This is a genomic window from Brucella sp. 22210 (assembly GCF_052045675.1).
GTDB lineage: Bacteria > Pseudomonadota > Alphaproteobacteria > Rhizobiales > Rhizobiaceae > Brucella.
In genome coordinates this window covers 1-19,825 of the sequence record NZ_JBQEPD010000040.1, presented here as the reverse complement: position 1 = coordinate 19,825, position 19,825 = coordinate 1, and the positions used below count along the sequence as shown (strand labels likewise).

Below are 19,825 nucleotides of genomic sequence, written 5' to 3'. Positions count from 1 at the left end.
GCGCGACGGTCAGTCTGGTCGCCCGTCGTCATGGCATTGCGCCTAACCAGCTGTTCGCGTGGCGCAAGCTTGCATCGCAGGGTGCCTTGGTTGCCACCGCAGCCGAAGAGGAGGTTGTCCCTGCCTCGGAATACCGGGCGCTTCAGGCTCAGGTGAAGGAATTACAGCGCCTTCTGGGCAAGAAGACGATGGAAGGGGAAATTCTCAAGGAGGCCCTCGAAATCGCCAACGGCCCAAAAAAACGACTGCTGCACTCAATCTCGCTGCCGAAGGACGTTTTGCGATGAAGGCGCTATGCGAGACGTTAGGCGTTGCCCGGTCGAATATCGCTGCACGCGCCACAGGCACCCTTTCCAGAGCCCGAGGGAGACCTCCGCTTCCCGACGCTGATCTGGTTGCTCAGATCAAGGCGGTCATTGAAGAAATGTCGACCTATGGTTATCGGCGCGTTCATGCCATTCTGCGGCGCAAGGCCCGTGAACAGGGGCGTTCATGGCCGAACGCCAAACGTGTTTATCGCGTGATGAAGCGGCATGATCTGCTCCTTCAGCGCCATACCGGAGCTGCCGGTGAACGCAGACACGACGGGCAAGTCACCGTCGAGCGCTCCAATACCAGATGGTGCTCCGATGGCTTCGAGATCACGTGCGACAACAAGGAAAAGGTCCGCGTTGCATTTGCGCTCGACTGCTGTGATCGGGAAGCAATCGCTCATGTGGCCACGACAGAAGGCATCAAGAGCGAAGATGTACAGGACCTTGTCATCACGGCGGTAGAAAACCGCTTCGGGCGCATCAATATGCTGGCAGAGCCCATCCAGTGGCTTACCGACAATGGTTCATGCTTCATTGCGAAAAACACCGCGTCCCTGCTCCGGGATATCGGTATGGAACAGTGCAGAACACCAGTGCGCAGCCCGCAGTCAAATGGAATGGCTGAGGCTTTCGTCAAAACATTCAAGCGCGATTATGTCCGGATCAACCCGACGCCGGACGCCGAAACTGTCATGGCTCAACTGCCATCATGGTTCGAGCACTATAACAATCTTCACCCGCACAAGGCTTTAGGATATCAATCTCCACGAGAGTTCCTGAGCCGAAATGCTCAATCCTGAAAATGTCCGGTTTTTAAGGGGCAACTCCACTTAATTACAGAATAGGCTTGCCGCCAGTGACCGCGATGGTCGCACCCGAGGTATAACTTGATAGCGGGTCGGCCAGCATGACGTAAGCAGATGCCAGTTCCGCGGGCTGGGCTGGTCGCTTCATTGGGGTCTGCTTTCCAAAGGACGCCACAGCTTCTTCCGGAAGTGTGGAGGGGATTAGTGGTGTCCATACTGGACCCGGCGCAACTGCATTGGCGCGAATGCCTTTCTCCGCCAGCAATTGAGCTAGACCTGCCGTAAAATTCTGGATAGCGCCCTTGGTTGTCGAGGCCAACAAGGTCGGGTTCGGCATGTCTGAATTGATCGAAGCTGTATTTATGATTGCCGCGCCCGGCTTCATATGGGGCAAAGCGGCCTTCGTCAAATAGAACATCGCATGGATGTTCACGCGGAAGGTCAATTCCCATTCAACGTCGCTGATATCTTCAAGCGAGGCAAAACTCGATTGGTGTGCCGCGTTGTTAACCAGAATATCGATCTGGCCAAATTCTCTCGCGGCCCGCTTCGCGATCTCCCGGCAGTTTTCTGCACGCTGAATGTCACATTTCATCAAAATAGCCTTGCGCCCCTCAGCCTCGATCAATGCAGTGGCTTCAAGCGCGTCAGCCTCTTCCTGGAGATAGGCGATAAGCACATCTGCACCTTCGCGTGCGAACGCAATTGCAACGGCCCGACCGATGCCGCTATCACCGCCCGTTATGATGGCTTTGCGGCCCTCAAGTTTCCCGGACCCTTTGTAGGATTTCTCGCCATGGTCGGGTCTTGGATTCATTCGTTCCGTCAAGCCGGGTATGGATTGACTGGGTGTATCGAAAGGTGGGGCGGGATATTGCTCATTCATGACGGGTAATCCTTCCTCAGCATAGTTGCTGCTTCGGGCCTAACCGCCGGAGACATCCTATGTTCCAATCACGTTGCAAAAGAGGCCTAAGATCAGGCCTACTGTTCCAGACCCCGTCGCCGAAAAAGTGCTTCCGCGATGACGGATAGGTCATTGTCGCGGTTGCTGAGTACAAAGCCAGCGAAGCCTTTGCTGTCGATGGCGGGGTTGACCGGCAGCGCAAAGACAAAGGGAGTCGAGCGCGTTTCAAGTGCTTCGAGAAGTGGCAGCACGGCTGCTGGTTCGAGCGCAACATCCAGTATCGCTGCGTCAACCAGATTACTTTCCAGATAACGCAAACCTTGCTCAATCGTATTGACGGGTCCGAGAATGAAAGCCCCAATGGACGCAAGCTTTTGCGCGGTTTCTTCCGATAGAAGAAAACTGTCTTCAAAAACCAGGATATGTTTGCCAGAAAATGAATGCATGGCACTATCATTTCGACTTGTCATAACAGACAGTTGGTCATGCCTTAATTCAAAACGCAAGCTATCAGCGGGTCGCGTTGCACCGTCATAACCAGTTCCTCATCAGACAATCGAGCCTGATTGCTTCCATTCATGAACCATCGACCATGTTGTGCAGTTTATGGCGGGCCCGATGCAAGCGGCTTTTGACCGTACCGATTGAGCACTCGCAAAGTTCCGCTGTGCGTTCGTAGCTTTTGCCTTCAAACACCACCAGCGAAAGTACCCGGCGATACTTGTGCGGCAGTGTTTGCAGCGCGATTTGCACATCATGTGCTTCAACAGTGTCTTCCTGGGAGGGACCTACGTTCGCAATTGGAGATACGCAATCGGAAACACCGGGCGCTTCTCTCTTCTGCAGCCGGATGCGGGTGCAAAAAGTGTTGCGCATAATAGTGAAAAGCCACGATTTGAGGGGGGAATAAGGGACGTATTTCTCCCGATTGGCGAGAGCTTTGAGAAGTGTTTCCTGAACGAGATCTTCGGCATCTTCCCTTTGTCGATAAAAAGTGCGCGAAAAAGCGCGCAGAGCGGGGATCATCTCCACAAGATCGTCAGGTTCCAACGTGTAGTCGGAATGAAGAGGGCAAGACATCAGTCTGACCTTTCCGAACCACGGTTCGGTTTGAGAATGGGGCGGCACAAGCCGCCCCCTTTGGTCATGAATTCTTGTGGCTTTTCTGTCCCGCCTTCACATGTTGCTCATGCGAGCCGCCACGTGATGAGGACTGCTGATTGTTGCCACCGCTTGCCTGCTTGCCATCATTCTTATGGCTTTGCTGACCAGCTTTTACATGCTGTTCGTGGGTGCCACCCTGGGTATGGCTTTGTGAATGACTCTGGGCCATTTTCTTTCCTTCCGGTGGTTTGGGTGTTTCAAAATGCGTTTCGTCGCGCGTGACATGAGCCTAACCCAGTCAGGCCATCGATGTTCCGCGCTATCGCTGTAACAAACTTCACGTTTGGACTCGCGCTATGGTTCACTGGCGAATTCGTCGGCCATCGTCGATCGTTCAGGAATAGCACACTGCAATAGAGCGCTTCGTGACGGACAGGTCCCAACGCGACTTCCGGTTGTTTATGCGCACGGCGTGTCATCGCGTACCGGTCGCGGAGGCAGGCGGTTGCGATTCCGTGGACGCAGGTGGCTTGCTGTCATCTACCATGAAACCCCGGCCCGGTATTTGGGAGCCGTAAAAGCCAACGGCAGCCCAGACAATGAGTGCCAGAATGAGGCTGACGATAAGGATCACGAAAACATGACGACCTTTTCGACCCTGACGGGCATCCTTGGGAGAAAGCTCCTTCATAGTGGCTGCTCCGTTCCCGGCCTATAGCCATCGACGGCGTTCCTGTTCAATCTGGTCGGATGTATAGGGAGTTCCAGAAGCGTTGAACCCTTCCCAGCCTTCATCGATATAGGCGTTGCGTCTCTTCCTTATGTCCACGCGCGCCCATTCATCGAAAATTGCTTCGGCCTTTTGTCGTTCGTTCTCGTCACAGCGAACGACGATCAGTGTGCTGCCTCGGCGAATTGCTTCTGAATAGGCTTGCGCTTCTTCCTCAGGAATGCCGCTCTCCATAAGCGCGCCGACAATTCCGGCTGCGACACCTCCGGCAGCTGCGCCACCAAGCACCCCGACCAGTGTGGCCGTGAGCCAGCCACCAGCAACAACGGGCCCGACGCCGGGTATTGCGAGCAAGCCAAGTCCTGTCAGCAATCCAGCACCACCGCCTGCGACGGCGCCAACGCCAGCCCCGGTTTCTACGCCCGTGATTGTGGATTGGTCTTCCCGCACCGCATCACCGGCATATTGTCCATTGGTATTGTTGGATATCAGACTGATATTGTCGGCCGAAATGCCAGCTTCTTCCAGCGCACGGACCGCGTCAAGCGCTTCATCGTGATTGTCGAATAGACCTGTGACATGTACCATCGTCGTCTCCTTCATTCAGTTTAGGGCTTAGCTACTTGCTTATCGGGTCGTTATGTTGCCCTGATAATCGAGCTGAACCTTAAAAGGCTGTCCGTCGCGCATCGCTTCGGCCCGCCAAATGCCATCTTCGCTGAGTTCGAGGTTCATGATTTCGGTATAGCCTTCGTCAGTTAGGCGTTGCTTTGCCTGCTCCTCGGTAAAGCTGTTCTTCCCCGGTACAGGCGCTTTTGGATTGGTTTCGCCAGGCGTTGTTACCGCAGGTGTTTGCGGCTTTTCCGACGGAGATGTTTGAGCAAATGCAGCGGATGCGAATAGAACAAGTGCAGCAGCTGCGGGATAGTGGATTGACCTTTTCATGGAATTCCTCCCTTCTGTGAGAGGTGTCCTAACCAGTAAAACGAATGAATGTTCCATAAGCAATATCGGAAGACAGCGAACGAGAAACGGCAAGGTCTAGCTTTGAATATTGAAATTTGAACCGACGCACGAATTGACGCGCTCCGAGAACCATTTCTCTGATCCAGTGCGTTAAAAGCTGATTGTAAGCCTTTAGATAAATAGCGTCCGAAAGGGCATGATCTGCTCCGCCAAGCGTTCTCACGGTGAGCGAATGTGCGTGGATGAACGCGCTTTGATAGCTTGCTATGGTCGGATGAGGCACGATTGTGTCATGTTCGGATTCAACAAGCAGCACATCGCCATGAAACTCTCTGGCCTGATGGAGCGTACGATTATCTTCTGCTCCCACCAGTGCCGAGCGATAGGCCTCGAGGTCGACCCGGTCGAGTTGTGCTTTCGGTAATTGCCAAGAACTATCGCGATAAAGGGCAGGGGCCCTGAGTGCCAGCCATCTAACGGGCCGGAACTCTGTCAAAAGCGTAGCGAGATACCCCCCATAACTACTGCCCACGACGACAATCGATCCCTCTTCGACCATCTTCAGGCTCGCCAGCCGATCATAGGCCGCAATGACATCTTCCAGATTTTCTCCCCGTGTAACTGTTTTGTTGCTGGTGATCGTATGGCCGTGACCGCGCATGTCGAAGGTTAAACAAACACAACCGAGCTCAGAAATTGATTTAGCCCGTTCGATGTCGCGTTCCTGATTGCCTGCCCAGCCATGCAGAAACAGGATACCCGGAATCGTTGTATCGGGTGAGATAACTGTGGCTTCCAGCTGATGCGGGCCCACATCGATGATTGTATCGTTACGGATCATGATAGATTTTCTCTATGCGTGCATACTTATGGAGTGGCTGGCCGGTATCGTCCGGGCCGACATAGACGATAAAGTCGTTGACCTCGAACCGGGGAGTTGCGCCGTAAGTCTCGCGCGCAATCACTTGTAGCGCGCAGATGGACCGGTCCTCGCTCATTGCTTCTAGAGCGAGAATCTCGGCGGGCGAAGCGCCGCCCACGCGCCAGGACTGTTCGAGCACGCCGCAGCAAAAGCCGTCTTCCGTTATGGGGCCAACCAGAACGTCATAGTTTTTTCGAGAGGCCACAAGCCCGAAATGCTCTCCAGCCGCCATATCGTAATGCCGTGCGCCTTCAATTATTCGGTGCGCGACGGGCATGCGCAACCGCAAGAGCAGCTCATCCCAACCTCCCCGAACCACGTAAAGTCTACTGCCAGCATAAACGCTTTCGCCCATGAGGTCGTGCGCAATTTACTGGCGGCCAAGGTAGCTCGCCGTCAGACCAGCGAGGCTGACTTTTCCGACAGAGTAAGTGGATGAATTCTCGACGTCTTCTTCAATCACCATTCCTTTTGCTATCTCGCTTTGCGAAAGCGATTGAAGAAACACGTCCAGTTCGTGGTTGTTTTCAAGGACACATTGTTTTTTACCGCCAGATGCGTAAGGGTCTTTCAGTCGGATCTTACTCTTGTCGAGCAGAAAGGCACCTGCACGTGCAGCGTGATCGTGCGAGAAAACGGAGAAGCCCGCTAGCGCTGCACCTCCCAAATCCTTGGCGAATTGCGGTTTCCAACCGGCAGGCAGCTCGTCTTCCTCGTTCCAGGCGGGGTGGGTCGCCAGTTTTGTCGTCATATACTCCTGATCAACACAGCCACCCCAAAACTGATTTGCGTCGAGTTCGGGATGGCTTTGTCTGATCAGCGAGAAAGTCGGGACGAAAAACGTCCCATCTACATCGTCGAAATTTTGCGAGGAAGGACTGAGACTGCTTCCTGACAACTTCGCCAACCGCGCTGCGAGAGCCTCGACACTGGCAACATTGTGTTTGCTGTCGGTAGTCTGGCTGACGACACAGATTTTCTCGATAACGTCCATAAAAATCAGGCGGCTTCTGCGTGACGGTTGATCGAGCTCTCAGCAAGTTGGGTCAAATCCTTGTCGGTCTGGCCTTCTTCCTGCAAGGTTTGGTCGAGTAATTTGGCCACGTCTTTGTAACCAAGCGTTTCAGCCCAGCGTTTCAACGTGCCATAACGGGTGATCTCATAATGTTCGACTGCTTGAGCTGAAGAAATCAGTCCTGCGTCCAAAGCTGGGGTATCGGAAAACTCTTCAATGATTTCTTCTCCTTCGGCAATGATGCCCTCGATGGCGTCGCACGTCTTCCCCTGGGCTCGCTTGCCGAGAATCTCGAAACATTGCTGCAAACGCTCGACATGGCTTTCTGTTTGCTCGAGATGTTTCTTGAATGCACTTTTGAGCTTTTCATCGCTCGCTGCCCGCGCCATCTTGGGCAGTGTCTTCACTATCTTGCGTTCAGCGTAATAGATGTCTTTCAGCGTATCGTAAAAGAGGTCGTCCAGTGTGCGTTGCTTTGTTCTGGCCATTTCAAGCTCTCCCAGTTTGGTTTCAAAGCTTAGTGCCGCAACATTTTCTGCGGCAGACCTGCCAAACCCGTGAGTGTGCCATTTGTTTCATCTTTTCGATAATCTTCTTAAAACAGGATGTGGCATGCCATCAAACAGGATGTGGCATGCCATCGGAGCAAGTGTGTCAGGGCAGTTTTGAATGGGTGCATGAGATGGTTCGCGGCGTCAAGACTTGGACGTGTGTTCCGGTTTTCCCTTTTGCTTCGTCGATGCCATTTTCTCGAGTTCTGTCTTGCTCATAGATTTTTCCATCTGCTTTGATGCACCGCGCAAGCTACTTTTGGCCTTGTCTCCACGCTTGGCGGCCAGCGCCGCTCCTGCGGCTTGTTGCTGTGCTTTCGATTTTGCAGGCATGTCATTTCCTCCGGCGTTGCACTTGTTGGAATGAAACGCTGCCTCCGTTAGGCACGAGCCCAAAGCGGAAATAGCTCTTCCAAACAGGAGGGCCCCAAATTTGTTCCAACGAAGTGTTTAAGTCTTTCGTTTGAAAGTCACGATGGTGTTTTCTGGGATGAGGCTATATTCGAATTGGATGCCGCGGACATATTGCTATGGCGGTCACAATACCGCTTGTGTGCAAGCCGGGACGATAAGTCGCTGATATAATTAAGGTTTCGAAGACCGCTTTGATAAAGCTTTATAATTGCGGTGGAAAGATCAGTTGCCGAATATTCGCGGTCGCATTCTTCCAACAGGTCTGCTGCCCGTGAAAAGCAACTCCTCATGAAATTGACTTCTTCCGGCTTGTAAATCCGACTTGCCTCGTTAAAAAGCGGCATATCGTTCTCCTTCGGAAAGGAAAACTATACGCTTATCGGGGGTTTTAGATACCCACCGCCTATCACTTCATATTTCGTAAGTTCGAGTTAAGGCTATTTTCGACCGCGTTGTTGGTCCCGACATTTATTTGCATCCTGACCTTGCACACATTTCGTATGCTTCCCGATCCGTGCTTTACGGTCATGCTTTTGTGGCTGAGCTGTTTTGGGTACGGGTACGTTCTCCGGCACTGACGGTGGTCGCTCGGACGCTGCGGGCGGATTGCCAGGAATTTCTGGCTCCTGGCCGCCGGTCTGGGTCGGCATACCTTGTGTCTGCGCGAATGCCATCGATGATCCTGCTATGATGACCATCGCTATAATGATCTGTTTCATCTCGATGTCCTCGCCAATGAAAGATAAAGTATGAACAGACTCCTATGAAAAATGTTCCGTTAGGCTGAGTTCATAACCGGTCCCGTGGCCGCTCGCATTTAACGAGTTCTGGATACTGATATGGAACTACATTCCTGACTGGCAATCTGGAAAGGAAGTTACATCCGACCACAAAAGTCGGGCGGAGGCAGTTCTTAGCTCTAAATCAGAATTCCCCAACCGGTCTGCCCCAGTTCAGCGCGTATCGGGTGAAACGAAGCTGACCACTGCGCGTTAACGCCCCTTTGTCGACCAGGTCCTGCAAATCGCGGGTGGCGGTGGCGCGCGACGTGCGGGTGATGGCGAGATAATTGTCCGCGCTGAGGCCACCGATAAAGCCATCCGGTCCCGCCTCGAACAGACGCGCAATGACTTTCTCCTGACGAGGATTGAACGCTCCCCTGTACCGGTCGTAGAAATGTGCCTTGGCGATGTAAAAGGCGACGCGATCCAGTGTTGTTTGTTGAGCCGTCAGCACGGTTTGGGAAAACCATACCAACCATTCGGTGACGTCGAGGGTCCGCTGATAGGTTTCCAGCTGATCGTAATAGGCCTTCCGTTGTCGTTCGATGGTAAAACTGAGCATGATCAGGCTCGGTTGCCCCAGCGATTGGGCGAGTGCTTTTTCGGCCAGTGCGCGACCAAGCCGCCCATTGCCGTCCTCGAACGGGTGAATGCTTTCGAACCACAAATGGCTGAGCCCGGCGCGGGTTAGCGCGGGGAGGGGCGTGCCGCCGGTCTGAGCGCTTGCGTTGAACCACGTTATGAATTGATGCATTTCCTCCGGTACGTGCGCTGATGGCGGCGCCTCGAAATGAATCGTCGGGCGGTCCAACTGGCCAGAGACGATCTGCATAGCGTCGGAGTGTCTGCGATAAGCACCGATGCTTTCCAGATGCCGACTGCCTGCCATCAACATGGTATGCCACCGAAACAGTGTCGCGTCATCAAGCGGCAGGGCATAGGAGCCATAAACGTCGACCGTCATTTCCGCGATGCCGTGTTCACGTGGTTGCACCGAACGCCGGTCCGTATCCAAGCCAAGCTGCCGCCGCAGTGATGACTGGACGCTCAAGCGGTCCAATGTTTCGCCTTCGATCGCGCTCGTCTTGACTGCTTCATCGCTCAAGAGTTCGATGCGCAACCGGTCGCGGTCGTCGGGATCGATGTGGCGCACAGCGCCGATGACTTCGCCGGAGGAGAGCAGAAATCGCTGTTCCAGTGCCGCGAGTGCAGACGCGTCATAGCGAAAATGCGGCCAATCAGGCTGTGTCCAGTTCCAGGGCATGAGCGATAACATCCGTTTCTATCGCTCTCAATACCATGTATTTATGAGTAATTGAAGCGGCCCCTATTGCTCACCGTCCTGATTGTGGAAAAGATGTTGCGTCCGTTATGAGCTTTATTTCAGACGCTCGAGGCTTTTGATCCAGCCCCGTACGCGGAGACTTTAAGAAGCCTTCGTCTGCAGAAGGCGTGAAACGCTCAGCGCAGGTCTAGGCTCGCCGTCAGGCTGACCCTCCCAGATGCTCTCGCATCCAGCGGGTTTCCTCGGTAGCACTTCGCCCGAAATGTTTACGAAAATCGCGGCTGAACTGGGCGGCACTGGCATAGCCGACTTCGGCTGCAACGCTGGCGACTGAGCCACGGTTGGATGCGATCATCAATCGCGCTTCGTGCAGTCGCATGGCCTTGACGTAGCGGACTGGTGATGTACCGGTGAAGGCCTTGAAATGGGCGTGATAGGAAGGAACACTCATACAGGCCTCTGCTGCTAATTCCGGGACGGAAACGCCTGTTGTGAATGATGCACGAATACGTGCAAGGCTATCCACGATCCGGCCGGCAGGGCCCCGTTGACGCAGGGCGGCCTGAAGAGCGCCCCCCTGAGGCCCGACGAGGACCAAGTAATGCAGTTCCCGAATAATGCCGGGTCCGAGGATCACGCATTCCTGCGGGTCCGCAAGCGCGCTCATGGTTCTGCACAAGAGATTTCGCAATTTCGGAGACAACGGGCTTGAGACAAGACTCCGAGCCTGCTCTCGCGTCGTGTTTCTACCGTTCTCAAGCATCATAGCGATCTCGGCAGCCAAATGCAGGTCGAATTCCACGTAGAGCGCGAGCAGTGGCATTTCGGGACTGGCTTGCGACGCCATGCGGAACGGCACTTGAACCGATACGCCAAGATAGTGATCAGCATCGTAGCGATAGATTTGTCCATCCAGGAAGCCCTGTTTCGCGCCTTGCAGCACAAAGACCGCACCAGGTCGATAGAGAACTGGCACATCCTCCAGAACGGCTTCAGACCGTAAGATACGTATGCCATCCAAGGCCGTAGGGTTGTAACCGGGGTGCGGTGCTAGTTTGGACGCCTGCCAGGCTAGTTCGTCAGGTTTCATAGGATCGTTCAACTATAACAGAGGATCCGCGCTGTTTGACGGGTTCGCTTCAGATTATTTTACAATCCATCGAAACGCACAAGCAAGGCCCAATCATGACAGCCAAGACATTCTTCATTACCGGTGCCAATTCGGGCTTCGGGTTTGCCATTGCCAGGGCAGCGCTGCGGGCGGGACACAATGTGATCGGCACCGTCCGTTCCGAACAAGCACGCAGCTCCCTGCTCGAGCAACTTCCAAACGCCCATGTAGTATTATGCGACATCACCGAATTTGAACGCATTGAGGGGATCGTTCAAAGAGCCGAGGCCGATTTCGGACCGGTTGACGTGCTGATCAACAATGCCGGTTACGAGCACGAGGGGGTGCTGGAGGAATCCCCGTTGTCCGAGATGCAGCGTCAGTTCGACGTGAATGTTTTTGGCGCCGTCGCTGTGGCCAAGGCGTTCTTGCCCCAATTCCGCCAGAGGCGTTCGGGATTTGTGGTCAATGTAACCTCGATGGGTGGCCTTATCACAATGCCGGGGATTGCTTATTACTGTGGCAGCAAGTTTGCGCTACAGGGTATTTCCGAAGTCATGCGTACCGAGATGGCCCCATTTGGGGTGCACGTCACCGCGCTTTGTCCAGGCTCTTTCCGCACCGACTGGGCGGGGCGCTCCATGGTACGCACAGAGCGCTCGATCGGCGAGTACGACAGGCTCTTTGATCCGATCCGCGAAGCGCGGCAAGAAAAGCACGGCGCACAGCTCGGTGACCCGGAAAAGCTTGCTGAAGCAGTCTTGTCTCTCGTGATGTCCGAGAATCCTCCGCCACAACTGCTTTTGGGCAGCGACGCACTAGGTCTTGTTCGCAATCGGCTTCACGCGATGCTCCGCGAGATCGACGACTGGGAAGCACTCACCCGTTCCACGGACGGCTAACAAATCCATTAGGTAGGCCGCCGCAAGCCCAGTCCCAAACTTCTATAAGTTTTGGGTTGGGGCTTGCGGATAGCATCTACGTTGCGAGTTGGTTAGGATATGAAACTTGACGCTTTGTTCGTCGTGGGGTGGCCCGCTTTGGGAGATCGAGTGTCGGAAAGAGTGGTCAGCAGATCAGCAGCATACCGATTACGCTAAATGAAGTGTTGCCATATCGTGCTGACCCTCCAGGGCTTGGCTCAGATTCCAACCGGGATTCTAGCGATCACTTTTATCTCGAAATCGAAGCCGGCGAGCCAGTTCACACCAATCGCGGTCCAGTTCGGATAGGGTGGCTGCGAGAAGACTTCGCTCTTCACCGCCATGATCGTTTCGAATTGATTTTCGGGATCGGTATGGAAAGTTGTTACGTCGACGATGTCATCAAAGGTGCAACCGCCTGCTGCCAGTGTTGCTTCCAGATTGGAAAAGGCCAGCCGGACCTGCTTGGCGAAGTCTGGTTCCGGCGAGCCATCGGCACGGCTTCCCACTTGGCCGGAAACGAACAAAAGATCGCCGGACGCGATGGCAGCGGAGTAACCGTGGGCCTCGTAGAGGGCATGGCGGTTCATCGGAAAAACAGCATTGCGTTTAATCATGGTAGCAACCTTCCTGGAAACTGAGCGCCCGGATGATGACGATCATTGCGGCATCCGCCGGGGCACCTCATATGTCAAGGAAATTGCGTTCCCAATGTGAACGAGAGGCACGTTTGCCTCCACGTCACCGCATGGAATTCAAGAAAGAGGACCGTGTCAGATTGGTTCCCGGTGTTGGTCGACCCGTGTCAAGCCAAGTCGTCCCTTTGCGACCGATGGCAAATCACTTATGCGGTCGTCCGCTTTGCGCCTCCAATCCGGACATTAGCGTTGGATTCTCACGCTTTCCAAAGCAGTCTGTCCGCTTATCCTGCTTTCAACGGCCGCGAAGGGGTGGGAAGTGGACTGGCGGCTCTTATTAGATCCGAACGCAAAGCGGCAATATGGAGCGCCCTCGGAAGGTAGTGGAGCCGCGAAGGTTGCAAGCCAGTTGAAGCTTGACTTGACTACTGCTTTCGCTGATCTTCGCTGCATGGTCGAAAAGGACATCCATATTGTCTCCCGCTTGGCCGGCATCTTGTTAGCGAGATGTCGGGGCGTAGCGCGCGCGACCTGATCAAGCGACATGCCAATACCGGCCTCGCCCTTCCGGACGAGGTTTTTCGACTTGGCTCGTGCCTCGTCCAATCTTTCAAAGGAATTGAACATGGCACAAAATATCTACGACGATCCCAAATTCTTCGCTGGCTATAGTCAGCTGCCGAGACAAATTCACGGGTTGGAGGGCGCTCCAGAATGGAACGCCATCAAGGCTATGCTGCCTACACTGCAAGGTCGCCGCATTGCCGATCTGGGCTGTGGCTTCGGCTGGGCATCTCGTTGGATGCGCCAGAACGGCGCCACTTCGGTAACGGGATATGACCTCTCAAGAAACATGATCCGTCGCGCGCGCGCGGATACAGATGACGATGAAATCAGCTATCAAATTGCCGACTTGGATACGCTCGAACTTCCTGCCCATTCCTTCGAGCTCGTCTATAGCGCTCTGACTTTTCATTATGTCGAGGATTTCGACCGCCTCGTCGCAATGATTCATCGCGCCTTGGTACCGGATGGGGTCCTGGTGTTTACAATCGAACATCCGATCTTCATGGCCGCGCCACTCCCTCAATGGATCGACAACGGCACAGACCAAAAGACATGGCCGGTCAGTGGATACTCGATTGAGGGGGAGCGTCGCACCAACTGGTTTGCCGATGGAGTTCTGAAATACCACAGGACTATCGGAACCACACTGAACACTCTCATTGGTAACGGGTTCCAAATCGACCGGGTGGAGGAATTCGCGCCGACGTCAGACCAAATACGGGATAATCCATGGCTCATCGAAGAACTTGAGCGCCCAATGATGCTCTTAATCGCGGCTCACAGGACCTAATCGAGTGGTGGGCTGTCGCTGCAAGGCAACAGCCCGCCATTATGCAGCGTCGGCTTTCGGGTGCTCTCCGAGATGTTCGAAATGCCCGCAATGGGGTCGCAAGCGGTCTTAAATGACCATAGCGCGCGGCGTCAGCAGTCTCATGGGCGACAACCGAAACCGGATTTTCCGCTCCGGGCCTCTTAGCTGTCATTCCTTAAATGGCCCAAAAGCTGCCTGTCGGTAAGGCGCCCCAAAGCGCTCATTGCTGGTAACGCACAAATCTGCATTCTACGGCCGTCGCAAGAGTCAGTAACAGAACGATAGACCTCATTGGGACTTTCGCGAAAATAGCACGTGCCGCTTTCAAGGCATGGAGAGGGCCGACTGTCCTTCCTTAATGATCCACTTCGCGAACACCTGTATGGGCCCCTCACTCAATTGGATCGGCTCTGGCAGGATAAGGCAGAAGGTCTTGGAGATTGACACGCCATCGGGCCAGGGCGCGACCAAGCGGCCCTCTGCCAACTCGGTCTCGACATAGAGGCGGGGCACCAACGCAACGCCGAGACCGGCCAACGCGGCTTCGATTTGCATGGAGTGAAGCTCGTAACGGGCGCCCACCGCGGGATTGGTCAGCACGATCCCGGTTTCCTGCGCATAGCTTTGCCAGGCATCCGGGTTCTGGCGTCTATGAAGGCGCGGCAATTGATCTAAGGATACTGGGCCTTCGCTTCCGCCCAGAAGCCCCGGGTTGCAGACTGGCACCAGAGTCTCGTGCAACAGGCGGTGCATTCTCATTCCTGTCCAGGCAGGGTGCTCGAAATGGATAGCCGCATCGAAGCCGCTTCCGGCAAGCACAAAAGGCTCCATCCGTTCTGCAAGATGCACGGTGATGTTTGGGTGCATTTCACGAAACCGCGCCAGCCTTGGAATAAGCCAGCGCGTGGCAAAGGTTGGGATAGTGGCGATGTCGAGGCTCACGCCGTCGCTGGGCTGCCCCATCAGATACTGGCTGTCCCGTTCCAATCGGTCGAGTGTCTCGCGAACCTGAAGCGCATAACGCTTTCCATTTGGCAGAAGCCGAACGCGATTGCCGACGCGCTGGAACAGCGTGACGCCGAGGAATGCTTCCAGTCGGCCGATCTGCCGGCTGATCGCCCCTTCGGTCAGGGCCAGTTCGTCGGCCGCACGTGCGAAGCTGCCGTGGCGCGAAGCAGCCTCGAACGCCATGAGTGCGGAGTTGCTGGGAATCTTACGGCGCATGGACGGCCTCCGGGAGAATGTTTTGGCGTTTGCTTCACTGCCACAATGATATTTGGTCACCGAAGCATGATGCAATATAGATATATATGCTCGTATCGGCGGATTATCATGAGAAAATATCAATTTGAAACGAAGCCGTGAGGCCCGCGCTTGCGGTCGAAGGTGATGCGACGATGATCTATACGGTGGAATGTAGCTTTGCCGATCCGGCAAGCGAAGCGGAATGGAACGACTTTTACAGCCTGGACAAGCTGCCAGCCCTCATTTCGGTGAGCGGCTTCCATACCTCGCAGCGTTTCAAGGCGTTGAGCCGTGGCTGCCCCGTCTATCTCGCCCTTCATTCGATTGATGGCCTCGATATTCTGACGGGGGAGGAATACCGGCAGAAGGGCGGCGGCAATTTCGCGCGCTGGCAACAGAACATCATCGAGTGGCACCGGAATCTCTACGATGGCATCGAGCGCGCGCCGGCTATTGGGGAGGGGGAATATCTGGCGTCAAGCGCGGTTGGCCCAGAGCCGCTGATCCGGCTAGGCCTCACCCCTTATGCGATGCACGGGGTCGCTATGGAGAAGTTTCCCAAACACCGTTGGCTTGCCAAGGTGGAGCCCGGTAATGCGCCTGACATCAATCGTCTGCCGGAAGGCGTCCATGTCTATACGCCGATGACAGCGCAGTTGACGAATGATGGTAACGCCGCTGCCGTGAAGGCAGGCTGACCTTCATGCCGAACGTCACGATCTACATTCCCGCCGACAGGATGCCGCCGGACGAAGCACTTGTTGACCTCACGGAGCGATGCACAGACCTTTGCACCGGTATTCTTCGGGCCGCGTTGGAGAATGTGCATATCGTCTATGTCGCTATTCGGCACGGTCGGGGTCACCCGGCCTTCGCAGAAATCCAATATCGCTTTGAGCCCTTTCGGACGCCGCGGATCATGGACCGGTTCATGGAAGAACTGGACGACGCCATCCGGCGTAACACGGGCCTCATCCCGCGCATCCGTTGCTTTGGCAATGAAGCGTCGAACATCCACGCACGAAATTGAGCTGACGCTTGGAGAAGAACCATGTCTTTTCTTGCACTACCCACCCAGGTCGGAGACCTGACGATCACCGCCGTCAGTGACGGGTATCTCCATGCCAGTTTCGATTTCCTTGCGAACATCAACCCGGCTGACGCCTCCCGCCTGCAGGAAAAAGCAGGGATAGCGGATCATACCTCGATCCATATTAATTGCTATCTGGTGCGCGGATGCGGCCGAACGGTTCTGATTGACGCGGGTGCGGGCGGTTTCAAGCAATGGGGCGGCCAATTGACGGCCAATCTGCTGTGCGCCGGCGTCGAACCTTCAGAGATTGACGCGATCCTTTTGACGCACGCCCATCCCGATCATGTCGGGGGTCTGATGGACGCTTCAGAAGAAGCCGTCTTTCCAAACGCGGAGCTTCTCGTCCACTATCGGGAAGTCGCGTTCTGGCAGGATGACAGCAATCTGAACCGCGCGCCCGAACGCGCCCGTGGTAACTTCCTTGTGGCCCGTCAGGCATTCGATGGCTATCGCGAGCGTCTGCGCACCTTCGATGCCGGTGAGGTGCTTCCTGGTATGACGGCGGTTCCGCTTCCGGGTCACACTGCCGGACACACTGGCTATCGCCTCGAATCCGGTGGTCAGAATTTGCTGGTCTGGGGAGATATTGTCCATTTTCCCGAGATTCAGATTCCGCGCCCCGAAGTGTCGATAGCATTCGATCAGGATGCGCATCTAGCCGCCGAGACGCAAGGAAGGCTTCTTGATCTCGCCAGTTCGGAACACCTGCTGATCGCCGGGATGCATCTGGCTGAACGCGGTTTCGCTCAAATTGAGCGAATAGGTGGAAATTACGGCATCAGGTATATGGGATATTCGCAAACCCCCTGATTATCGGTGCGAAATCACCCTTACCGAACGTCTAGGGAAATCCTTGTCGCAATACGCACTCGCAAAATCTGCCTTCAACGACCGCTTTTTGCTGCTGACAATGTCCGCTAAGGGCCTCAAAGCTGCTTGTCGGTAAGGCGCCCAATGTCGGACGTTCGAGCTTCCGAAAAGTTTTCTGAAAGCAGTCGTTTCTCTTTTCAAACTACTAGCGACTGGGAAGGGGTGGCAAGCGGACGATCTGCACTGGTAGTCAAGTCCGAAAATGCGGACACTCGAAATGCTATAACCTTCGTGACTTAAATGACCCATCTCCACGACCGACATTGTCCTCGCGCCATTGGCTTGGGGTGACGCCTTCCCATTCGCGGAAGGCGCGATAGAATGAGCTGGTGTCTTGATAACCGAGCAGATAAGCGATTTCCTCAGTGCCATTGACACCGCTTACCAGCATGTCACGACCCAGTTCCTGCCGCGAGGCTTCCAGCAGGTGCCGGAATGAGGTGCTCGCCTCGGCAATGCGCCTTTGGAGAGTTCGCTCGCTGAACCCCAGCGCGTCCGCCACATCGGCCAGTTCCGGCTTGCCGCTGGCCAGCCTACGCTTGAGCACGATCTTGACCTGTTCGGGCAAGGAGCTTTGCGCGTCGATCTCGTTTAACGCACTGGATAATGCCGGTGTCAGAATGGCCAGTAGCTCGGGATTGTGCCCGGCAAAGGGGCGGTCGAGATCGGCAGCATCGAGGACCAGGACATTGCGCGGTGAGTTGAAGATGACCGGGGCGGCGAAATAGTCCCGATGAGCTTGGCTCAGCGGCCCGGAGCGGGTCATCTCCACCCGGATCGGCTCGATATGCCGGCCGGTGCCGCGTCGTCCCAGCTCCAGTATGGCGGCAAAGGTCACATCGGCTGCTGCATCCGGCTCCAGTTCGACGGCATGGATCCAGTCCACCAAAACCTGCGCTTCGCGGCCTTTTTCGACGAGAGTGAGTTCCTCGGGCGTGCAGAGCCGCTTGAACCGGGCCAGACGCACAAGACCATCGCGAAAATCCCTGGCGAAGAAGGCCGACATAGTGGCTGGCGGATGCACGGATGTGTCGGTCTCGATGGTCAGAGTCAGGCCGATCGCTGGATCACCGGTCAGCTCTTCAAGGGCACGCCAGAGCGCAAAGTATTGTGCCGTCGTCACCCAAGCGTCGTCTGAGACGTGCAATGTCACCGGCAGCTTTGCCTGTCGGAGCAATGCGGCGGGCGGGATGCGGGCGCGCTCGACAGCGCGCCAGAAGGCCTGGGGAAGCTTGCACTTGTCGACAGGGAACCTGGACATGGTAACCTCCGCTTTTCTCTTACATCTGGCTCTTGATCATACGGTCGAAAATGCGGTCACCGAGCCATTTGCGGATCCAGATCATCGGCTTGGCATAAGCGCCGACCACATAGCGGGTCTTCGGCCGCGATGATGCTATGGCCTTGGAGACAGTTTCTGCGATGACGTCCGGGTTGGTGCCGCGATTGTGGCCGTAGCTGGACTGCATCGACTTGACCACGCCGTTAGCGATCTTTTCATAGGGGCCGTTCTTGGAGCGCTCGGCAATACCCTGCTGTCCGGCATCGCCAAAACCGGTTTCGATCAGGCCGGGCTCGATGATGACAACGCGGATACCGAATGGCTCGACCTCAAGGCGCAGGCTGTCCGACCAGCCTTCCAGCGCATGTTTTGTTGCATGATACCAAGCCCCGAGCACGGTGTAGATCTTGCCGCCCATGGACGTTATGTTGACGATGGTGCCGGCTTTCTTCTCGCGCATGGCGGGCAGGAGCAGCTGCGTCAGGCGCGCGGCGCCGAACATGTTGACCTCGAACTGGTAACGAGCTTCATCGAGCGGGATTTCTTCCACCGGTCCATAAAGGCCGAACCCGGCATTGTTGACGAGAACATCGACGCCGCCGGTCTGGGCCAGAATGGTTTCGACGCCCGCCACGATCTCTTCGTCCTTCGAGACGTCGATGCGCAGTGGCTGAGCACCGAGGTCGGCGAGGTCCGCCATTTTGTCGACACTGCGCGCCGAAACATAAACCTGATAGCCATCGTTGATCAGGCGCCTTGCAATAGACTTGCCCATGCCCGACGATGCGCCGGTGACCAGAGCCGTCTTCTTTCCTTTGGTGAACATCTCAGCCTCGCTGTGTTTCGATGAACAAAAGGTCGGCTAGGGAAGGCGACAATACACTATCGTAGTGCGCCAGCACGATAGCAAATTACGCCAAAATGTTCGCAATCTCCTCAATTGCCATTGTGCCGGCTATCGGCAAATACAGATTGCTCCAATAACGGCCGCAATGGCGTAGGAAACAGTCATAAATGCCAATCACGCACCGTGTCAGCAATCTCTTGGTCGGCTCCGAAACCGGACCGACCGCATCTGGCCTTTGGCTGACTTTCGATTGGACAGGCGCCGAACGGCTATTCGTCTGTCACTCCTCGTGCGACCGTCAGCGCTCCGGCTAAGGCGGTCGCTGTCAGTATGATGGCAAACAAAGTCGCCCCCGCAGAAAGCCCCGCTTTGTCGATGACGAAGCCTGTTGCAACGGGCATCAAGCCTGCAGGAATGTAACCGCCGATATTGAGAACAGCATTCGCCTCAGCTCGATTATTGCCGGGGACATTCAGACTGATTAGTGTCAGTCCGCCCAGCTGACCAAGTCCTTGACCACAGCCCGCGAGAACTGCCGCACAAACTAGGCCGTGCACTCATAAATAGGCTAGCTATTTGAATGGATTGGTTATTGAAAGGCCTCGGATTTGGAGGTCTTTGATGTCACGTCGCCGCTATGAA

General features: G+C 55.3%; 22 protein-coding genes and 1 pseudogene. 6 read left to right on the top strand and 17 right to left on the bottom strand.

What is annotated here, in order from left to right; translation table 11 throughout:
- A protein-coding gene (locus tag ACTJKP_RS23770; protein WP_440630270.1) for an IS3 family transposase occupies positions 1 to 1,114 on the top strand; the annotation gives its coding sequence in 2 pieces (ribosomal slippage) (positions 1 to 231 and positions 231 to 1,114; 1,115 coding nt annotated over the 2 pieces). This gene is flagged as partial in the annotation.
- Positions 1,115 to 1,148: 34 nt separating this feature from the next.
- Here ACTJKP_RS23770 and ACTJKP_RS23765 read toward each other — a convergent pair.
- The 13 genes and pseudogenes from ACTJKP_RS23765 to ACTJKP_RS23705 all read right to left on the bottom strand — a co-directional run bounded on the left by ACTJKP_RS23765 (position 1,149) and on the right by ACTJKP_RS23705 (position 10,886).
- On the bottom strand, positions 1,149 to 2,006 hold the full coding sequence (locus ACTJKP_RS23765) for an SDR family oxidoreductase (protein ID WP_440632437.1): 858 nt from the start codon (positions 2,004 to 2,006) through the stop codon (positions 1,149 to 1,151).
- A gap of 98 nt (positions 2,007 to 2,104) precedes the next feature.
- Positions 2,105 to 2,473: a transcriptional regulator gene (locus ACTJKP_RS23760; RefSeq protein WP_440632436.1), complete on the bottom strand. Its 369-nt coding sequence runs from the start codon at positions 2,471 to 2,473 to the stop codon at positions 2,105 to 2,107.
- Between the two features lie 130 nt (positions 2,474 to 2,603).
- Positions 2,604 to 3,107 (bottom strand): RNA polymerase sigma factor, encoded by a 504-nt coding sequence (locus tag ACTJKP_RS23755; RefSeq protein WP_440632435.1) that lies wholly within the window; start codon positions 3,105 to 3,107, stop codon positions 2,604 to 2,606.
- Between the two features lie 64 nt (positions 3,108 to 3,171).
- Positions 3,172 to 3,360, bottom strand: coding sequence for a hypothetical protein (locus ACTJKP_RS23750; RefSeq protein WP_182522302.1), 189 nt, complete (start codon positions 3,358 to 3,360; stop codon positions 3,172 to 3,174).
- 246 nt (positions 3,361 to 3,606) lie between these two features.
- Positions 3,607 to 3,822, bottom strand: coding sequence for a hypothetical protein (locus ACTJKP_RS23745; protein WP_151591356.1), 216 nt, complete (start codon positions 3,820 to 3,822; stop codon positions 3,607 to 3,609).
- A 21-nt stretch (positions 3,823 to 3,843) separates the two neighbouring features.
- A complete protein-coding gene (locus ACTJKP_RS23740) occupies positions 3,844 to 4,449 on the bottom strand; it encodes a hypothetical protein (RefSeq protein ID WP_440632434.1) in 606 nt (201 codons plus the stop codon).
- Positions 4,450 to 4,488: 39 nt separating this feature from the next.
- The gene (locus ACTJKP_RS23735; protein WP_151591359.1) at positions 4,489 to 4,806 is read right to left on the bottom strand and encodes a PepSY domain-containing protein; all 318 of its coding nucleotides are present in this window, start codon (positions 4,804 to 4,806) and stop codon (positions 4,489 to 4,491) included.
- Between the two features lie 28 nt (positions 4,807 to 4,834).
- Positions 4,835 to 5,668, bottom strand: coding sequence for an alpha/beta hydrolase family protein (locus ACTJKP_RS23730; protein WP_440632433.1), 834 nt, complete (start codon positions 5,666 to 5,668; stop codon positions 4,835 to 4,837).
- Positions 5,658 to 6,743 (bottom strand): annotated as a pseudogene (locus ACTJKP_RS23725) (DUF3182 family protein). The gene ACTJKP_RS23730 and the pseudogene ACTJKP_RS23725 overlap by 11 nt, the downstream one beginning before the upstream one ends.
- Before the next feature lie 5 nt (positions 6,744 to 6,748).
- Positions 6,749 to 7,252, bottom strand: coding sequence for a YciE/YciF ferroxidase family protein (locus ACTJKP_RS23720; RefSeq protein WP_440632432.1), 504 nt, complete (start codon positions 7,250 to 7,252; stop codon positions 6,749 to 6,751).
- A 207-nt stretch (positions 7,253 to 7,459) separates the two neighbouring features.
- Positions 7,460 to 7,648 (bottom strand): DUF3008 family protein, encoded by a 189-nt coding sequence (locus tag ACTJKP_RS23715; protein WP_440632431.1) that lies wholly within the window; start codon positions 7,646 to 7,648, stop codon positions 7,460 to 7,462.
- Positions 7,649 to 8,653: 1,005 nt separating this feature from the next.
- Positions 8,654 to 9,775, bottom strand: coding sequence for a Fic family protein (locus tag ACTJKP_RS23710; RefSeq protein WP_440632430.1), 1,122 nt, complete (start codon positions 9,773 to 9,775; stop codon positions 8,654 to 8,656).
- A gap of 220 nt (positions 9,776 to 9,995) precedes the next feature.
- Positions 9,996 to 10,886 carry an AraC family transcriptional regulator N-terminal domain-containing protein gene (locus ACTJKP_RS23705; protein WP_440632429.1) on the bottom strand — a complete coding sequence of 297 codons (891 nt, stop codon included), beginning with the start codon at positions 10,884 to 10,886 and terminating at the stop codon, positions 9,996 to 9,998.
- A 95-nt stretch (positions 10,887 to 10,981) separates the two neighbouring features.
- Here ACTJKP_RS23705 and ACTJKP_RS23700 point away from each other — a divergent pair, with 95 nt between their 5' ends.
- Positions 10,982 to 11,809 (top strand): oxidoreductase, encoded by an 828-nt coding sequence (locus tag ACTJKP_RS23700; RefSeq protein WP_440632428.1) that lies wholly within the window; start codon positions 10,982 to 10,984, stop codon positions 11,807 to 11,809.
- Positions 11,810 to 12,048: 239 nt separating this feature from the next.
- On the opposite strand, the gene ACTJKP_RS23695 is transcribed toward ACTJKP_RS23700, so the two are convergent.
- Positions 12,049 to 12,447: a RidA family protein gene (locus ACTJKP_RS23695; protein WP_440632427.1), complete on the bottom strand. Its 399-nt coding sequence runs from the start codon at positions 12,445 to 12,447 to the stop codon at positions 12,049 to 12,051.
- A 646-nt stretch (positions 12,448 to 13,093) separates the two neighbouring features.
- Between ACTJKP_RS23695 and ACTJKP_RS23690 the strand changes: the two genes are divergently transcribed.
- A complete protein-coding gene (locus tag ACTJKP_RS23690) occupies positions 13,094 to 13,825 on the top strand; it encodes a class I SAM-dependent methyltransferase (RefSeq protein WP_440632426.1) in 732 nt (243 codons plus the stop codon).
- 345 nt (positions 13,826 to 14,170) lie between these two features.
- Here ACTJKP_RS23690 and ACTJKP_RS23685 read toward each other — a convergent pair whose 3' ends face one another.
- On the bottom strand, positions 14,171 to 15,070 hold the full coding sequence (locus ACTJKP_RS23685) for a LysR substrate-binding domain-containing protein (RefSeq protein WP_440632425.1): 900 nt from the start codon (positions 15,068 to 15,070) through the stop codon (positions 14,171 to 14,173).
- A 137-nt stretch (positions 15,071 to 15,207) separates the two neighbouring features.
- On the opposite strand from ACTJKP_RS23685, the gene ACTJKP_RS23680 reads away from it, so the two are divergent.
- Genes ACTJKP_RS23680 through ACTJKP_RS23670 form a run of 3 tightly spaced genes read left to right on the top strand, consistent with a single transcriptional unit; the run spans position 15,208 to position 16,994 of the window.
- Positions 15,208 to 15,789 carry a sugar ABC transporter gene (locus ACTJKP_RS23680; RefSeq protein ID WP_440632424.1) on the top strand — a complete coding sequence of 194 codons (582 nt, stop codon included), beginning with the start codon at positions 15,208 to 15,210 and terminating at the stop codon, positions 15,787 to 15,789.
- A gap of 5 nt (positions 15,790 to 15,794) precedes the next feature.
- A complete protein-coding gene (locus ACTJKP_RS23675; protein WP_440632423.1) occupies positions 15,795 to 16,121 on the top strand; it encodes a hypothetical protein in 327 nt (108 codons plus the stop codon).
- Positions 16,122 to 16,142: 21 nt separating this feature from the next.
- Positions 16,143 to 16,994, top strand: coding sequence for an MBL fold metallo-hydrolase (locus tag ACTJKP_RS23670; protein ID WP_440632422.1), 852 nt, complete (start codon positions 16,143 to 16,145; stop codon positions 16,992 to 16,994).
- 280 nt (positions 16,995 to 17,274) lie between these two features.
- Here the strand turns inward: ACTJKP_RS23670 and ACTJKP_RS23665 are convergent, their stop codons facing one another.
- Both ACTJKP_RS23665 and ACTJKP_RS23660 read right to left on the bottom strand, forming a co-directional pair.
- Positions 17,275 to 18,315 carry an AraC family transcriptional regulator ligand-binding domain-containing protein gene (locus ACTJKP_RS23665; protein ID WP_440632421.1) on the bottom strand — a complete coding sequence of 347 codons (1,041 nt, stop codon included), beginning with the start codon at positions 18,313 to 18,315 and terminating at the stop codon, positions 17,275 to 17,277.
- A 19-nt stretch (positions 18,316 to 18,334) separates the two neighbouring features.
- The gene (locus ACTJKP_RS23660; RefSeq protein WP_440632420.1) at positions 18,335 to 19,162 is read right to left on the bottom strand and encodes an oxidoreductase; all 828 of its coding nucleotides are present in this window, start codon (positions 19,160 to 19,162) and stop codon (positions 18,335 to 18,337) included.
- Positions 19,163 to 19,825: the final 663 nt, after the last annotated feature.

Coding starts and splice junctions, on each gene's coding strand:
- ACTJKP_RS23765 (WP_440632437.1), bottom strand. CDS start 2,006: ATGAATGAGCAATATCCCGCCCCACCTTTCGATACACCCAGTCAATCC.
- ACTJKP_RS23760 (WP_440632436.1), bottom strand. CDS start 2,473: ATGCATTCATTTTCTGGCAAACATATCCTGGTTTTTGAAGACAGTTTT.
- ACTJKP_RS23755 (WP_440632435.1), bottom strand. CDS start 3,107: ATGTCTTGCCCTCTTCATTCCGACTACACGTTGGAACCTGACGATCTT.
- ACTJKP_RS23750 (WP_182522302.1), bottom strand. CDS start 3,360: ATGGCCCAGAGTCATTCACAAAGCCATACCCAGGGTGGCACCCACGAA.
- ACTJKP_RS23745 (WP_151591356.1), bottom strand. CDS start 3,822: ATGAAGGAGCTTTCTCCCAAGGATGCCCGTCAGGGTCGAAAAGGTCGT.
- ACTJKP_RS23740 (WP_440632434.1), bottom strand. CDS start 4,449: ATGGTACATGTCACAGGTCTATTCGACAATCACGATGAAGCGCTTGAC.
- ACTJKP_RS23735 (WP_151591359.1), bottom strand. CDS start 4,806: ATGAAAAGGTCAATCCACTATCCCGCAGCTGCTGCACTTGTTCTATTC.
- ACTJKP_RS23730 (WP_440632433.1), bottom strand. CDS start 5,668: ATGATCCGTAACGATACAATCATCGATGTGGGCCCGCATCAGCTGGAA.
- ACTJKP_RS23720 (WP_440632432.1), bottom strand. CDS start 7,252: ATGGCCAGAACAAAGCAACGCACACTGGACGACCTCTTTTACGATACG.
- ACTJKP_RS23715 (WP_440632431.1), bottom strand. CDS start 7,648: ATGCCTGCAAAATCGAAAGCACAGCAACAAGCCGCAGGAGCGGCGCTG.
- ACTJKP_RS23710 (WP_440632430.1), bottom strand. CDS start 9,775: ATGCCCTGGAACTGGACACAGCCTGATTGGCCGCATTTTCGCTATGAC.
- ACTJKP_RS23705 (WP_440632429.1), bottom strand. CDS start 10,886: ATGAAACCTGACGAACTAGCCTGGCAGGCGTCCAAACTAGCACCGCAC.
- ACTJKP_RS23700 (WP_440632428.1), top strand. CDS start 10,982: ATGACAGCCAAGACATTCTTCATTACCGGTGCCAATTCGGGCTTCGGG.
- ACTJKP_RS23695 (WP_440632427.1), bottom strand. CDS start 12,447: ATGATTAAACGCAATGCTGTTTTTCCGATGAACCGCCATGCCCTCTAC.
- ACTJKP_RS23690 (WP_440632426.1), top strand. CDS start 13,094: ATGGCACAAAATATCTACGACGATCCCAAATTCTTCGCTGGCTATAGT.
- ACTJKP_RS23685 (WP_440632425.1), bottom strand. CDS start 15,070: ATGCGCCGTAAGATTCCCAGCAACTCCGCACTCATGGCGTTCGAGGCT.
- ACTJKP_RS23675 (WP_440632423.1), top strand. CDS start 15,795: ATGCCGAACGTCACGATCTACATTCCCGCCGACAGGATGCCGCCGGAC.
- ACTJKP_RS23670 (WP_440632422.1), top strand. CDS start 16,143: ATGTCTTTTCTTGCACTACCCACCCAGGTCGGAGACCTGACGATCACC.
- ACTJKP_RS23665 (WP_440632421.1), bottom strand. CDS start 18,315: ATGTCCAGGTTCCCTGTCGACAAGTGCAAGCTTCCCCAGGCCTTCTGG.
- ACTJKP_RS23660 (WP_440632420.1), bottom strand. CDS start 19,162: ATGTTCACCAAAGGAAAGAAGACGGCTCTGGTCACCGGCGCATCGTCG.